At 51.6% G+C, this 15,360-nt stretch carries 14 protein-coding genes and 1 riboswitch; of the genes, 7 read left to right on the top strand and 7 right to left on the bottom strand.

The annotated features are described in order from the left end of the window. Positions 1-2: 2 nt before the first annotated feature. Positions 3-623, bottom strand: coding sequence for a TIGR04211 family SH3 domain-containing protein (locus tag OGY72_RS14565; protein WP_003828434.1), 621 nt, complete (start codon positions 621-623; stop codon positions 3-5). A 241-nt stretch (positions 624-864) separates the two neighbouring features. Here OGY72_RS14565 and OGY72_RS14560 point away from each other — a divergent pair, with 241 nt between their 5' ends. The 4 genes from OGY72_RS14560 to glgS all read left to right on the top strand — a co-directional run bounded on the left by OGY72_RS14560 (position 865) and on the right by glgS (position 7,128). Continuing rightward, positions 865-2,166, top strand: a complete 1,302-nt coding sequence (locus OGY72_RS14560) for a CYTH domain-containing protein (RefSeq protein WP_286548078.1) — start codon at positions 865-867, stop codon at positions 2,164-2,166. Positions 2,167-2,291: 125 nt separating this feature from the next. Further along, a complete protein-coding gene (gene glnE / locus OGY72_RS14555; protein WP_284968981.1) occupies positions 2,292-5,132 on the top strand; it encodes a bifunctional [glutamate--ammonia ligase]-adenylyl-L-tyrosine phosphorylase/[glutamate--ammonia-ligase] adenylyltransferase in 2,841 nt (946 codons plus the stop codon). 59 nt (positions 5,133-5,191) lie between these two features. Beyond that, a complete protein-coding gene (gene hldE, locus OGY72_RS14550) occupies positions 5,192-6,625 on the top strand; it encodes a bifunctional D-glycero-beta-D-manno-heptose-7-phosphate kinase/D-glycero-beta-D-manno-heptose 1-phosphate adenylyltransferase HldE (RefSeq protein ID WP_003828429.1) in 1,434 nt (477 codons plus the stop codon). Positions 6,626-6,921: 296 nt separating this feature from the next. Next, positions 6,922-7,128 (top strand): cell surface composition regulator GlgS, encoded by a 207-nt coding sequence (glgS, locus tag OGY72_RS14545; RefSeq protein ID WP_123267894.1) that lies wholly within the window; start codon positions 6,922-6,924, stop codon positions 7,126-7,128. A 33-nt stretch (positions 7,129-7,161) separates the two neighbouring features. On the opposite strand, the gene ubiK is transcribed toward glgS, so the two are convergent. Next, positions 7,162-7,458, bottom strand: coding sequence for a ubiquinone biosynthesis accessory factor UbiK (gene ubiK / locus OGY72_RS14540; protein ID WP_286548073.1), 297 nt, complete (start codon positions 7,456-7,458; stop codon positions 7,162-7,164). A 132-nt stretch (positions 7,459-7,590) separates the two neighbouring features. Then, a riboswitch (FMN riboswitch) is annotated at positions 7,591-7,740 on the top strand. A 106-nt stretch (positions 7,741-7,846) separates the two neighbouring features. Between ubiK and ribB the strand changes: the two genes are divergently transcribed. Beyond that, a complete protein-coding gene (gene ribB / locus OGY72_RS14535) occupies positions 7,847-8,500 on the top strand; it encodes a 3,4-dihydroxy-2-butanone-4-phosphate synthase (protein WP_003828424.1) in 654 nt (217 codons plus the stop codon). A gap of 84 nt (positions 8,501-8,584) precedes the next feature. Here the strand turns inward: ribB and dsbI are convergent, their stop codons facing one another. From dsbI to assT, 3 genes are read right to left on the bottom strand one after another with little or no spacing between them, the layout of a single operon-like run. Then, positions 8,585-9,262 (bottom strand): protein-disulfide oxidoreductase DsbI, encoded by a 678-nt coding sequence (dsbI, locus tag OGY72_RS14530; protein WP_003828423.1) that lies wholly within the window; start codon positions 9,260-9,262, stop codon positions 8,585-8,587. A 14-nt stretch (positions 9,263-9,276) separates the two neighbouring features. After that, positions 9,277-9,945, bottom strand: a complete 669-nt coding sequence (locus OGY72_RS14525) for a thiol:disulfide interchange protein DsbA/DsbL (RefSeq protein WP_063941833.1) — start codon at positions 9,943-9,945, stop codon at positions 9,277-9,279. A gap of 23 nt (positions 9,946-9,968) precedes the next feature. After that, positions 9,969-11,765, bottom strand: a complete 1,797-nt coding sequence (gene assT, locus OGY72_RS14520) for an arylsulfate sulfotransferase AssT (protein WP_003828419.1) — start codon at positions 11,763-11,765, stop codon at positions 9,969-9,971. A gap of 396 nt (positions 11,766-12,161) precedes the next feature. Between assT and OGY72_RS14515 the strand changes: the two genes are divergently transcribed. Then, positions 12,162-12,338 (top strand): hypothetical protein, encoded by a 177-nt coding sequence (locus OGY72_RS14515; RefSeq protein ID WP_003828416.1) that lies wholly within the window; start codon positions 12,162-12,164, stop codon positions 12,336-12,338. 65 nt (positions 12,339-12,403) lie between these two features. Here the strand turns inward: OGY72_RS14515 and zupT are convergent, their stop codons facing one another. Further along, positions 12,404-13,177: a zinc transporter ZupT gene (zupT, locus tag OGY72_RS14510; protein ID WP_003024600.1), complete on the bottom strand. Its 774-nt coding sequence runs from the start codon at positions 13,175-13,177 to the stop codon at positions 12,404-12,406. A gap of 147 nt (positions 13,178-13,324) precedes the next feature. Between zupT and ygiD the strand changes: the two genes are divergently transcribed. Further along, entirely contained in the window at positions 13,325-14,113 is a 789-nt protein-coding gene (gene ygiD / locus OGY72_RS14505; RefSeq protein WP_003828413.1) for a 4,5-DOPA-extradiol-dioxygenase, read from the top strand. 85 nt (positions 14,114-14,198) lie between these two features. Here ygiD and OGY72_RS14500 read toward each other — a convergent pair whose 3' ends face one another. Beyond that, positions 14,199-15,359 carry a glutathionylspermidine synthase family protein gene (locus OGY72_RS14500; RefSeq protein WP_003828411.1) on the bottom strand — a complete coding sequence of 387 codons (1,161 nt, stop codon included), beginning with the start codon at positions 15,357-15,359 and terminating at the stop codon, positions 14,199-14,201. Position 15,360: the final 1 nt, after the last annotated feature.

Raw genomic sequence — 15,360 nt, 5'->3', positions numbered from 1 at the left:
ATTCAGTTCATCCAGCGATCTTTGCGTTTACGGCTTGGGATCATGTGTGGCAGAACCAGGCCGAGCAGCAGACCAAGACCCAACACGCCGCCACCGTACATAAACCACTGCATGATGATGGTGCGCTGTTTGTCATCAAGCTGAAGGTTGGCTGCGCTGACCTTCTTTTGCGCCACGATAAGCTCGTTTTTCAGCTTCTGGTTTTCTTGTTTCAGCCCGTCGATCACGCTGTCGCTTTGCGCTACCTTTTGCTGCATATCGGCGGTGCGCTGGTTCCACGTGGTATCGATATTATTGAGCTTATCGGTCAAGGTCTTAACCTGGTTTTCCAGGTCGGGAACGCGGGTACGCAGGCTCGGCGTACTGTTCAGCTCTTTCAGCGGGATCCAGGCGGTACGTCCGGTGCTGTCTTTCACCTGGCCGTAGTTAGTGTTGGCATCAGTCTGTAATAGCGTGACTTCCTCGCCGGCGTTAACCGTACCCACGAGGCGATAATTATCTCCCGGACCGCTGCGGACCCAGGTGTTCAGTTCGTCAGAGACATAGCGCTTTTCTTCGGCATGAGAGACTGCAGTGGCGCTAAGTGCGAGTAAAGTTAATCCAATCAGGCGTAATTTTGGCATCAGGCTGTCGTTATTGTCATAGAAAGTGGAACGATAGTAGTGGCATCAGTGTCTCTACGCAAAGCATTCGACATCAATCGGAATCATCTGTGTCCTTTTTGCCACCACTCGAAACTTTTACGCCCGTCAAATTGCTCGTTGCATGGCAATTTGGCGCAAAATACTATCTACTGACCATAAAGAACGAACTTAGTTCGCAGTCAGTTTTCTCAACTGTGACATAACCCATAAGTACAAGACCATGGCCCAGGAAATCGAATTAAAATTTATCGTCAATAGTGACGCTGTAGATGCGCTACGTGAACGTCTGAATACGCTGGGGGGAGAGCATCATGCGCCCAGTCAGTTGCTGAATATCTACTACGAAACACCGGATGCGTGGTTGCGTGGTCACGATATGGGGCTGCGTATTCGCGGTGAAAATGGTCATTACGAAATGACCATGAAAATTGCCGGACGCGTGACGGGCGGACTGCACCAGCGGCCAGAATATAACGTTGCGCTAAACGCGCCTGAGCTGGACCTCACCTTGTTCCCAACGGAAGTCTGGCCTGATGGCGAGCTGCCTGCTGAACTTGCTTCTCAAGTGCAGCCGTTGTTCAGCACCGATTTTTACCGTGAGAAATGGTTGGTTGATGTTGATGGCAGCCGGATTGAAATGGCCCTCGATCTGGGGGAGGTGAAAGCGGGCGAGTTTGCAGAACCTATCTGTGAGCTTGAACTTGAACTGCTAAGCGGCCATACCCGTGCGGTACTGAAGCTGGCAAACCAGCTGGTTTCGCAAACTGGTTTACGCCAGGGTAGCTTGAGCAAAGCAGCGCGCGGTTATCACCTGGCTCAGGGGAATGCGCCGCGCGAACTCAAACCGACACGCATTTTGAAAGTTCCGGCGAAAGCGAGTATTGAGCAGGGGCTGGAAGCGGCGCTGGAGCTGGCATTATCACAGTGGCAGTACCATGAAGAGCTGTGGGTGCGCGGCGTTAAAGGGGCGAAAGCCGAGGTGCTGGCGGCTATGGGCCTGGTGCGTCACATTCTGATGCTTTTTGGCGGTAATGTGCCGCGAAAAGCGAACGCTCACTTACGTGATTTTTTGACCCAGTCGGAAGCGATCATTTCGTCGGACGTTTCTGCTGTTTCGGCGGTTTACAGCACGCAAACGGCAATGGCCAAGCTGGCGCTGACCGAATGGCTGGTGACCAAAGGATGGCAGCCGTTCCTTGATGCGAAGGCGCAGGGAAAAATTGCCGACTCCTTTAAGCGTTTCTCGGATACCCATCTTTCACGCCATGCCGCTGAGCTGAAGACCGCTTTTGCGCAGCCGCTGGGCGATCAGTACGCCGATCAGCTTCCTCGTTTGACGCGCAACATTGATAGCATGCTGATGCTGGCGGGATACTACGATGAAAATGTCGCATCAGAATGGATCGCCAACTGGCAGGGTTTGCGCCACGCCATTGCGGCCAACCAATATATTGAAATTGAACACTTCCGTAACGAGGCAATTGCACTGGAACCGTTCTGGCTGCACAGCGGAAAACGATAATCAGGGCCGAGGCCGGGATGCCTGATGGCGCTGCGCTTATCAGGCCTACGCGATGTGTGTAACTGTCATGTAGGCCGGATAAGGCGAAAAGACGCATCCGGCACCATTCAAAGGATAACCCGTAAATGAAGCAGCTCTCTTCACCGTTACAGCAGTACTGGCCGACCGTTGTTGAGCGGCTGCCAGCAGCAATATCTGAGTCCTCGCTTAGCGTTCAGGCGAAGTCAGTACTTACATTCAGTGATTTTGTCCGTGACAGCATTATTGCCCATCCCGAATGGCTGGCTGAGCTGGAAAGCACCCCACCCCTGGCAGATGAATGGCAACACTATGCCGACTGGTTACAGCAAGCATTGGCTGACGTTAGTGACGAAAACACGCTGATGCGTGAGTTACGCCTGTTTCGCCGTCGCATTATGGTGCGTATCGCCTGGGCACAGACGCTGTCGCTGGTGACCGAAGAGAGTATTTTGCAGCAGCTAAGCCATCTGGCTGAAACGTTGATCGTCGCCGCGCGTGACTGGTTATACGCCGCCTGCTGTCGCGAATGGGGTACGCCCTGTAATCCTGAAGGTGTGGCGCAGCCGCTGCTGATTTTAGGCATGGGGAAACTGGGTGGCGGCGAGCTGAATTTTTCCTCCGATATCGATCTGATTTTTGCCTGGCCAGAACATGGCAGCACACAGGGCGGGCGCCGCGAGCTGGATAACGCCCAGTTCTTTACCCGTATGGGCCAGCGGCTCATCAAGGTATTAGATCAGCCCACAATGGATGGGTTTGTCTATCGGGTGGATATGCGTTTACGCCCGTTTGGCGACAGCGGTCCGTTGGTACTGAGCTTCTCTGCGCTGGAGGATTATTACCAGGAGCAAGGGCGCGACTGGGAACGCTATGCGATGGTCAAAGCCCGCATTATGGGCGATGCCGACGGCACTTACGTCAGCGAGCTTCGTGCCATGCTGCGGCCTTTTGTTTTCCGTCGCTATATTGATTTCAGCGTGATCCAGTCGTTGCGTAACATGAAAGGGATGATTGCGCGTGAAGTGCGCCGCCGTGGTCTGAAAGACAACATCAAGCTGGGGGCGGGCGGTATTCGCGAAATTGAATTTATCGTGCAGGTATTCCAGCTTATTCGCGGTGGGCGCGAGCCGTCGCTGCAATCCCGCTCGCTGTTACCGACGCTTAGCGCCATCAATGCGCTGCACCTGCTGTCTGATACCGATACGGAACAACTGCGAGCAGCCTATCTCTATTTACGCCGCCTGGAAAACCTGCTGCAAAGCATCAATGATGAACAGACCCAGACGCTGCCAGGCGATGAACTGAATCGCGCGCGGCTGGCGTGGGGGATGAACGTTGATGACTGGCAGCAATTAACTGATGTGCTGGCCAATCATATGGACAACGTACGCCGGGTATTTAACGAGCTGATTGGCGATGACGAGGCCGAAAGTCAGGAAGAGTCGCTCTCAGAACAGTGGCGCGAACTGTGGCAGGATGCATTACAGGAAGATGACACCACGCCGGTGCTGACGCATCTGGCGGATGACGATCGTCGGCGCGTGCTGTCTCTGATAGCCGATTTCCGCAAAGAGCTGGATAAACGCACTATTGGCCCACGCGGACGCCAGGTGCTGGACCATTTAATGCCGCATCTGCTGAGCGATGTCTGTACGCGTGACGACGCCTCAGTCCCGCTGTCGCGCATTACCCCTCTGCTGGTGGGGATTGTTACCCGTACGACCTATCTGGAACTACTAAGCGAATTCCCCGGGGCGCTGAAGCATCTGATTTCGCTCTGTGCGGCCTCGCCGATGGTCGCCAGCCAGCTGGCGCGGTATCCGCTGTTGCTTGATGAACTGCTGGATCCGAACACCCTGTATCAACCCACCGCGACGGACGCCTACCGTGATGAGCTGCGCCAGTATTTGCTGCGCGTGCCTGAAGATGATGAAGAGCAGCAACTGGAGGCTCTGCGCCAGTTTAAGCAAACGCAGCTACTGCGTATTGCCGCGGCTGATATCGCCGGTACACTGCCGGTGATGAAGGTGAGCGACCATTTAACCTGGCTGGCGGAAGCTATTATTGATGCGGTAGTCCAGCAGGCGTGGACGCAGATGGTCGCGCGCTACGGTCAACCCACTCATCTTAGCGAACGCGAGGGGCGTGGTTTTGCCGTCGTCGGTTATGGCAAGCTGGGCGGCTGGGAACTGGGGTACAGCTCGGATCTCGATTTGATCTTCCTGCATGACTGTCCGATGGACGTGATGACGGACGGTGAGCGTGAGATTGACGGGCGACAGTTCTATCTGCGCCTGGCGCAGCGCATTATGCACCTCTTTAGTACCCGTACTTCGTCCGGTATTTTATACGAAGTGGATGCGCGTTTGCGTCCGTCAGGGGCGGCGGGGATGCTGGTGACATCAGCTGACGCTTTCGCCGATTATCAGCGTAACGAAGCCTGGACATGGGAGCATCAGGCGCTGGTGCGTGCTCGCGTAGTGTACGGCGACCCGCAGTTGACCTCTCAGTTTGATGCGATTCGTCGCGATATCATGACCCTCGTCCGTGATGGGAAAACCTTGCAGACCGAGGTGCGCGAAATGCGTGAGAAAATGCGTGCCCATTTGGGTAATAAGCATCGCGATCGTTTTGATATCAAAGCGGATGAAGGCGGCATCACAGATATTGAGTTTATTACGCAGTATCTGGTGCTGCGCTATGCGCATGAAAAACCGAAGCTGACGCGCTGGTCGGATAACGTGCGCATTCTGGAATTACTGGCGCAAAACGACATTATGGACGAGCAGGAAGCGCTGGCGCTTACCCGTGCTTATACGACGTTGCGTGATGAACTTCACCATCTTGCATTGCAGGAACTTCCGGGCCATGTGGCGCCGGAGCACTTCGACGCTGAACGTACACTGGTGCGTGACAGCTGGCAGAAGTGGCTGGGTGCCGAGTGAAGTGTGCTATTATCGCGCGCAAATTTTAAGACACTCAGAGAATCTCTCAGGAGACAGGAATGAAAGTAACTCTGCCAGAGTTTGAACGTGCAGGAGTCATGGTTGTCGGTGATGTGATGCTGGATCGCTACTGGTACGGTCCTACCAGCCGTATTTCACCTGAAGCGCCTGTTCCGGTGGTAAAAGTGGATACCATCGAAGAACGTCCCGGTGGCGCAGCAAACGTGGCGATGAACATTGCCTCTCTGGGAGCGAATTCGCGCCTGGTGGGCCTGACCGGTATTGACGACGCGGCGCGTGCGCTGAGCAAAACGCTGACGGATGTAAACGTAAAATGCGATTTCGTATCCGTGCCGACCCATCCGACGATCACCAAACTGCGCGTGCTTTCCCGCAATCAGCAGCTGATTCGCCTGGATTTCGAAGAAGGTTTTGAAGGTGTGGATCCGCAGCCGCTGCACGAGCGTATTAACCAGGCGCTGGGTTCTATCGGTGCTCTGGTGCTCTCCGACTACGCCAAAGGCGCGTTGGCAAGCGTGCAGCAGATGATTGCTCTGGCGCGTAAGGCTGGGGTGCCGGTGCTTATCGATCCGAAAGGAACCGATTTTGAACGCTACCGTGGCGCAACGCTGCTGACGCCGAACCTGTCTGAGTTTGAAGCGGTGGCGGGCAAGTGCAAAAGCGAAGATGAACTGGTTGAACGCGGCATGAAAGTGATTGCTGATTTCGACCTTTCCGCACTGCTGATCACGCGATCCGAGCAGGGGATGACGTTACTGCAACCGGGCAAATCGCCGCTGCATATGCCGACGCAGGCGCAGGAAGTGTATGACGTGACCGGTGCAGGCGATACGGTTATTGGCGTGCTGGCGGCGACGCTGGCGGCGGGTAACTCACTGGAAGAGGCGTGCTATTTTGCTAACGCCGCAGCCGGTGTTGTCGTTGGTAAGCTGGGGACCTCTACCGTTTCACCGATCGAGCTGGAAAACGCCGTGCGCGGTCGGGCTGATACTGGCTTTGGCGTGATGAGCGAATCTGAGCTGAAACAGGCCGTTGCCAGCGCCCGCAAGCGCGGCGAGAAAGTGGTAATGACCAACGGTGTGTTCGACATCCTGCATGCGGGCCATGTTTCCTATCTGGCGAATGCGCGCAAGCTGGGCGATCGCCTGATCGTGGCGGTCAACAGCGATGCTTCGACCAAACGTCTGAAAGGTGAAACGCGTCCGGTCAATCCGCTGGAACAGCGTATGATCGTACTGGGCGCGCTGGAATCTGTCGACTGGGTGGTCTCTTTTGAAGAAGATACGCCGCAGCGTCTGATTGCTGGCATTCTGCCGGATCTGCTGGTCAAAGGCGGCGACTATAAGCCGGAGCAGATTGCGGGCAGTGAAGAGGTGTGGGCGAATGGCGGTGAAGTGCTGGTGCTGAACTTCGAAGATGGCTGCTCCACGACTAATATCATCAAGAAGATCCAGAAAGACAGCGATAAGTGAACCCTGACCTGATAGCCGGATAAGCGAAGTTCCTTCAGGCTTACAGGATGTACCGATTACAGGCCGGATAAGACGTTTGCGCGTCACAATCCGGCTTTTTTTCGCTTTATTCTTCAGCCGCTGCGCCTCTTTCCCTGATATACCCGCCATACTTCAAGCCTTCTTAGATTTCATAGGAAACTGTGAACCCGCGCAGTAGTTTTGCGCACAATATGTACAGCATAACTTCGTATCCAGGGAAATACTGAAATTAGAAAAAGCATATGGCCTTAGCAGATATTCAATAACTGGAGGGTATGCTCATGAACAGCAATATGTATTCACTGAACAATTTCGATTTCCTGGCCCGTAGTTTTGCCAGGATGCAGGCTGAGGGCCATCCCGTTGATATCCAGGCGATAACTGGGAATATGGATGAAGAACACCGTAGCTGGTTTTGCAAACGCTATGCGCTGTACTGCCAGCAGGCGACGGAAGCCAGGAAGCTAGAACTGGAACACTAACAGAAAAACGGGCCTTGCGGCCCGTTGTCGTTTTTACTCTTGCGGATCGACTGACGGGATCGCGGGGGCAGGTTTAACTTCTGCCGTTTTTTCACTCGATTCCAGCTCAGTCAGACGTTGCTCAAGCATCGCCAGCTTTTCACGCGTGCGCAATAAAACCTGAGTCTGTACATCGAATTCTTCACGGCTTACCAGATCCAGACGGGTCAGCTGTGACTGCAGCGTTTGACGAATTTTCTTCTCGACGTCTTCGCCAAACTCGCGGATCCCTTTCGGCATCGACTCGTGAACCTGACGAGCAATCTGCTCAATTTTTTTCGGGTCAATCATTGTGGTTTCCCTGAACTGGTACGTGTTGCTGCCTATTGTAGTGCGAACTGGCACAGGCATAAACCAGAATTGTGTGAAGCTAAGACGAGTAAAGACGTTGATGAAGGTAATCAATAGCGTTATAGTTAACCCGCTTATTCTCAGGGCGGGGCGAAATTCCCCACCGGCGGTAAATCAACTGATGTTGAAAGCCCGCGAGCGCTTTTTGTTACGGCAAAAAGGTCAGCAGATCCGGTGTAATTCCGGGGCCGACGGTTAGAGTCCGGATGGGAGAGAGTAACGATCCAGTCGGGCATGGACCCGCTCACGTTATTTTTTTGCCGCTTAGACGGTACTCCTAAGACTGCCCTGATTCTGGTAACCATAATTTTAGTGAGGTTTTTTTACCATGAATCAGACGCTACTTTCCTCTTTTGGTACGCCTTTCGAACGTGTTGAACATGCGCTTTCTGCGCTGCGTGAAGGACGCGGTGTAATGGTGCTTGACGACGAAGACCGTGAAAACGAAGGCGATATGATTTTCCCGGCAGAAACCATGACTGTAGAACAGATGGCGCTGACCATCCGTCACGGAAGCGGTATTGTATGCCTGTGCATCACTGAAGACCGACGCAAACAGCTCGATCTGCCAATGATGGTGGAAAATAATACCAGCGCTTACGGTACCGGTTTTACCGTGACCATTGAAGCCGCAGAAGGCGTGACCACCGGCGTTTCCGCAGCAGACCGTGTTACTACGGTGCGTGCGGCAATTAAGGATGGCGCTAAACCTTCCGATCTTAACCGTCCGGGGCATGTTTTCCCGCTGCGTGCTCAGGCTGGCGGCGTGTTGACCCGCGGTGGTCATACTGAAGCAACCATCGACCTGATGACGCTGGCAGGGTTTAAACCGGCAGGTGTGCTGTGCGAACTGACCAATGACGATGGCACCATGGCGCGTGCGCCAGAATGCATCGAATTTGCCGGTAAGCATAATATGGCTGTGGTTACTATCGAAGACCTGGTGGCTTACCGTCAGGCGCATGAGCGCAAAGCCAGCTAATTGCTGACTACCGCGACAACCGTGGTAGGGATAAAAAAACCGAAGTCAGTTTTCTGGCTTCGGTTTTTTGTTATTGCGGCCTGGCTATTTTTTTCTGGCCAGTTTAAGTGCCCAGGCTCCGCTCATTACCAGCAACAGCACTAAACACAAACCAAAGGCGAGCAGGCAGGCCTGCGCCATATTCATAAAATGCCATGGCGGGAGCAGATACCAGCCTTCGGACTGCTGGTACAGATCGACAAACCACTTTTGCGTACTGCTGAGCGCTACGCCATCGGGAACGACAGGTGCGTCATAGCCGCAATCTCCAGTGGGCTTAAACCATTCTGGAGCCCAGTTTGCCAGTGGCAAATTGAAAGGGAATGTCGGATCGGTGGAACATCCCTGTACACCAAAGAGTGAATCCGGGTCCGGGTTATGTACTGCATAATGGATGCCATTAAGTTTGATTGAAAACTTAATGCCCATAATGCTGCCATAAAATGCCGCAATGCAGCCGACCAGTTTTAGGATGAGGTTTTTAGGGTTTATTGCCGCGATCAGCCCACCGAAAACCATCACAAACATGGCAAAGCGGATGTATACACATTGCTCGCAAGGGGCCATGTAGAGATAGATTTGGAAGAACGAGTGCGCCAGAATAATTAACCCACCCATGGCACAAGCCATCAGCAACCACAAAAAGCGACGCTCCTGCCATCTCACCAGGGTATCAACCGGTGCGGTACATAAGTCTCGCCACAATCCTTTGATAAAATCCATAGCCGGTTCCCTGTTTATTTTGTCGCCAGCTCTCTGACAAGCTCAGCCATGGAATCAATCGATTTGATGCTTTTGGTGTAGATCAGGTACTTACCATTGACGACGTAAGCCGGAACCCCCTGGATTTTGGCAACATCATAGGCCGCTTTCCATTTTTCCAAGGTCTCCTGAACTACGGGTTCTTTTAAGGCGTTCTCGAAGTCTGCTTGACTCATACCCGCAGCATCCAGCCCTGTTTTGATGAATGAAGCGGGATCTTTACCGTCAGACCAGCGTTCCTTCTTGTCGTGGTAGGCAGTGTAGTAAGCAAACTTGGCTTTTTTGAACTGTGATTTGGCGTCAAACAATGAGACCCCTGCGGCCTGATCCTTCGCAATCATTACTGCAAATACTTCACTGGCCTGTTTACCGTATTCTCCTTTGGTCTCGAGATGAAAAGGTGTGAAGGCGACGAGATCGGCAACTTTTTCTGACACCGGGCCGGTCACGGCTTTATCATATTTGTAGCAGAATGGGCAGGCATAGCTGAATACTTTGATCAACGTTTTATCAGCATTGGGAATCGGTTTCTCCAGCACCATATAGTCAGTACCTTCAGTAAAAGCCGATGCTGCAAATGGTGTTACCAGCGCCGCCGTTAATACCACGCTTTTAAATAATGAAGTAATCCATTTAGATGACATAATTAATCCTTAATCTAACGATACTATTTAAACATTTGTTGTGGGCGAACCAGTAATGCGCGGTAGTGCGTTTGGTTTGGTTTATCGGAAAGGACATCAATTTCGACTTTGACTTCTTTTGTTTTGTAGTCAATTTCGTTGATTTTGCCGGTGGTTGGCTGTCCAACGTCAAATAAATTAATAGAACCACCAAATCCAAACATGGTGTCGCGGTCTTTTTGATATTCAATTACCGACGTGATAGGACTGTAGAAATCATAACCGCGCTCTTTCCCGTACTCCCAAATTTGCTGAACGGTTCCTTTTTTCTCGTCAATTTTATATTCGACGAACCGGGAATATTTCATTGTTGGTAGCGCCGGTTGTTCGAGTCCACGCCCATCGCCATTGTCAAAGATGGTTAGCGTTCCTTTGCTGGAGAGCCAGGCGGTGTGTTGGGTGTAGGTAAAATCGAAATCAGTATTCTCGCACTTACCGTTTTCATCACACTTCAGCGCATTGCCCTTATCATCAACCGGTTTTAACAATTTGCTTGCCAGCGACTTATTCCAGCCTTTAGACGGTGCCAGAATCCATTTCACCTGTTTATCGCGACCGATTTTGACGACACCCTGATGGCGGGAAGAAAGAATGATGGAGTCATCTTTAGCGTCATAGGCAATGGAGTTGACGTGAGCCCAGTTACGGCCCGCACCAACGCCGAGGGCGTCACCATAGGGGGTATCTGGCTCCAGTTTCGCCTGTTGGCCTGCGTGAGCGAGATCCACGTTGACGCATACCGCGCCTGCGTCCAGCGCACCCAGCAGCGCGTCACGCATCGGGTCGAGAATTTTGGTTAGATCCCACACGTCAACAACACGTCCAGATTTATCGACTTCAATAATCTGGTCGCGGATGGTATGCACGTGAAGACCATCCTCTTTGCGATAGTCGCGTTTACCTACGCGCAGCAATACAGTGTTATTGACCGTTTCGATCGATTCATGTGATGCATCCATGAATCCGCGCGGTAGTTTATGGTCGGCCAGAATCTGGCCCAGCATATCGAATTCATACCAGTGCTGGCCTTGTACGGCGGTGAATGTGCCGCGCGGTGTCTCACGAATACCCATCAGGTAGCCGCGCTTGTTGATATCCATGTCGTGGCCGTCATAGAAGGTGTCCTGATCCAGCCACCACCGATATTCGCCTTCCGTATCGACGACAAAGGTAAAGGGTGCGATATCAAAAGGGAGTGCGCCGCCAGCCGGACCCGCATCCAGGATGCCGGCATTTTTATCTTTTTCACCATGCCAGTGGAATTCTGCACCCTGCGGGGTAAAGGTATGGGTATTCACCAGATAAAGGCGATCTTCAAAACCCGGTGCTACTTTAATCACTTTTGTTTGCTGTAAATCAGATATAGAGCGGTTATCCATATAGTGATTAACGATGGCGGATGTTTGCACCACGTAATCATCTTTCATGGTTTTGCCATTTTCTTTATATTCAACGGTTACCTTATTTGCGAACTTTTGATAAAGGCCAAAAATAGGAATGCCATCGTACGTGGCGAGCGACTCTTTGCCTACGGTATAAGTCACCGGAACGCCTTTTTCACCTTTACCATGGACGGTAACTTTAACATCTGAAATAACGTGGCTATCTAATTCAACCAGCGCAGTAAGCGGGGCATTTCCATAAGGGTCAACTACTATTGCGCCCAATTTTCCTGCAGGTTGGGCCGGTTGAAAACCAGCGGCAAGAGAGTTTCCTGCTGCTAATCCAAATGTCAGTGCCAGAGTCCCTGCCAGAAGTGTTTTTCGGTATTGTGTAAACATGGATATATCTCCTTATATTACCTATAAATATAATCTTGCTGAATATATTATGTTTTTACGGTTTTGATAAAATAAAATGGTATTGCTAATACTACTTTTGTAATGCATTAATTAATATTGATGAAATGTATTATTCTTCAGGAGCTAATTTTTATTATTTTTTTGATAGTATGAGTGAGATATTTTAAGAACAATATTTATTATTGCGTAGTGTGATCTTGTCGACATTGTTTTAATTGTTTATAACGAGTTTGGCTAATAGCTTAGCCGCTGATTTATATGATCGAAATCATATATTTGTTTCTGAAATATGCCACTATATGAGTATGTCAGAATAAGGTTGTGTAAAATTTTAACGTTAAATGTTTAATGATGTTAAATTTTAAGGGTAGAAGAATGTTTATTGCCTGGTATTGGATTGTATTAATTGCACTCGTTGCGGTGGGTTATTATTGTCATATGAAACGTTATTGTCGGGCATTCCGCCAGGACAGAGATGCCTTACTTGAAGCGCGAAACAAACTCTTTCGCCGTTCTGGTGAAGATAACAGCGCGATTAAGGAACAGGATTAGTCCTTCATATTCTGCTATGGATGAGCGGATGCTGTAAATTTGCAGAGTGGCATCCGCCCTCTGGATTATCCGATTCCCATCGACTGGAGGATGACGAGGCTTAATCCCATCACCGACATTCCACATAACACCCCATAGCTGGGATTATTATTGGGATCGATCTCTTTTGCCAACGGCATCAATTCATCGACGGACAGCGCCACCATAATACCTGCGACTGCCGCCATTATTGCCGCCATCACCACCGGTGATATCAGGCTACCGAGAATTAACCACGCCAGTACGCCGCCCAGTATTTCTGCCATACCTGAAATCCCTGCCCAGAATATCGCCGTACGTTTGGAGCCTGTGGCGGCATAGACGGGACCCGCCACCGCTAATCCTTCAGGAATATTGTGCAATGCAACGGCGAGGGCAATACCAAAGCCCAGCTCAAGGTTGCTACTGGCGGTAACAAACGTCGCAATCCCTTCAGGAAAGTTGTGCAGGCTGATGCCGAGCGTTAATAAAATCGCGGTGCGTTTAATAGAGCCGGGTAGAGGCTGCGTTGTTTTTTGTACCAGATCCTGAGGGTGCGCGTGCGGCAATAGACGGTCCAGACCAAAGTAGCCCAGTAAGCCGACGATAAACATTCCGTAGCCCAGCACTGGCGACATACCTTCAGCGGCTAGCGCAGCAGGTAGCATCTCCATAAGGGAGATCAGTAGCATAATCCCGGCGGCGAAGCCTAAAGAAAAGGCGAGAACGCGGTTAGACGGTTTTTGCCCTAACACGCCGAGAAATGCGCCGATAAACGTGGCGGCACCTGCCAGTAAAGTCAGAAGTAAAGGTACTGACATCGACAAATAAAACTCCTTATCAATCTGCTGTCCGGGTTGGATCGTCAAAATAACTGATGATCTTCATCATGGTTATCTGAGTTCTTCATCAACCGAATAAGCGTATTGTGGTGGTATCAAAATGACTCCCTCAGTAAGGATATCATCATGTCTTCAACTCGTATGCCAGCATTGTTTTTGGGCCACGGTAGCCCGATGAATGTTCTGGAAGATAACGTTTATACCCGTGCCTGGCAGCAACTGGGGGAAACGTTGCCGCGTCCGAAAGCCATTGTGGTGGTCTCGGCGCACTGGTTCACCCGTGGAACGGGTGTGACTGCGATGGAAGCCCCCAAAACGATCCACGATTTTGGCGGTTTTCCGCAAGCATTATATGACACCCATTACCCGGCTCCTGGTTCGCCTGAACTGGCACAGCATCTGGTTGACTTACTTGCTCCAGTGCCTGTGACCCTGGACAAAGAAGCGTGGGGTTTTGACCACGGTTCCTGGGGCGTGCTGATCAAGATGTACCCGAATGCGGATATTCCGATGGTGCAACTGAGCATTGATAGCACCAAACCCGCGGCATGGCATTTTGAGATGGGCCGTAAGCTGGCGGCGCTGCGTGATGAGGGCATTATGCTGGTGGCCAGTGGTAACGTGGTGCATAACCTGCGCACTGCGCGCTGGCACGGTGAGAACACGCCTTATCCGTGGGCGACTTCATTCAATGATTATGTTAAGGCAAACCTGACATGGCAGGGACCGGTTGAGCAGCACCCATTGGTGAACTATCTCGATCATGAAGGTGGATCGTTATCAAACCCGACGCCGGATCACTATCTGCCGCTGCTGTATGTACTCGGGGCATGGGACGGTAAAGAGTCTGTCACGATCCCGGTAGATGGTATTGAGATGGGAAGTTTAAGTATGTTGTCGGTGCAGGTTGGATGATGAATGCCCGATGGCACTGCGCTTATCGGGCAATAAGTTCATGCTGAAGGCCGGGTAAGGCGGAGCCGCCACCCGGCACTCTCAATTATTCGACAAAAATATGCGGATAGAAACGTGACAGATCCTGTGTGATCAACGCGCGGTCTTCACGAATGCCGATCCCGGCTGGTTGATCGTTGATCAGCCAGCTGCCAATCAGCATATAGCTGTCGCCAAACTTCGGTAGCTGATGGAACTGCTGCACGATCATACCTTCTTCACCGTACGGTCCTTCCACTGCTTCGATCGTTTTACCGTTCTCAACAATGGAGACGTTAGCCCCCTCGCGTGAGAAGATCGGTTTGACGACGAATTTATCCATCTGCGGATGATCGTCTTCGGCGAAGTACGCTGGCAGCAGGTTCGGATGGTCCGGGAACATTTCCCATAACAGCGGCAACAGTGCTTTGTTGGAGATAATGCTCTTCCAGGCCGGTTCCAGCCAGCGAACGCCAGCATCTTCCAGCTTGGTGGAGAACATTTCACGCAGCATGAATTCCCATGGATAGAGCTTGAACAGGTTAGCGATTACCTGATCCTGCATGTCGGTGAACTGACCTTTTTCACCAAGACCAATATCTTCTACATAGAGGAATTCTGTAGCGATCTCAGCTTCGGCCGCGCAATCCTGTAGATACTGGATCGTACCGCGATCTTCCACCGTATCACGACAGCAGGTCAGATGAAGCAGTTGAAAACCATACTGCTCACGCAGCTCGGTGAAACGCTCGATCAGTTTTTCCTGCAGACTGTTGAACTGATCGCTGCCTTCCGGCAGGTTGCCCGCATTGAGCTGATCTTCCAGCCAGATCCACTGGAAAAACGCGGCTTCGTACAGCGAGGTTGGCGTATCGGCGTTGTTTTCTAAAAGCTTGGGTTCACCCGTGCCGTCCCATGCCAGATCGAGACGTGAATAGAGCGACGGTTGCTGCGTCTGCCAGGACTGGCGGACAAAGCCCCAGGTATGCTTCGGAATGCGAAACTTGGTCATCAACTCATCGCTGGCGATGACCTTTTCCACCACCTTGAGGCACATTTGATGCAGCTCTGCGGTGACCTCTTCCAGCTTTTCGACCTGAGCAAGGGTGAGCTTATAGTACGCGTCTTCACACCAGTACGGCTCGCCGTACATCGTGTGAAAATTGAAACCGTATTCGGTGGCTTTGTCGCGCCAGTCCGGGCGCTCAACAATACTGACTCTTTCCATG

Origin of the sequence: Citrobacter sp. Cpo221 (assembly GCF_030332345.1) — a bacterium.
Lineage (GTDB): Bacteria > Pseudomonadota > Gammaproteobacteria > Enterobacterales > Enterobacteriaceae > Citrobacter > Citrobacter portucalensis.
The sequence above is the reverse complement of the archived record's forward strand: the minus strand, read 5'-3'. Positions and strand labels throughout refer to the sequence as shown.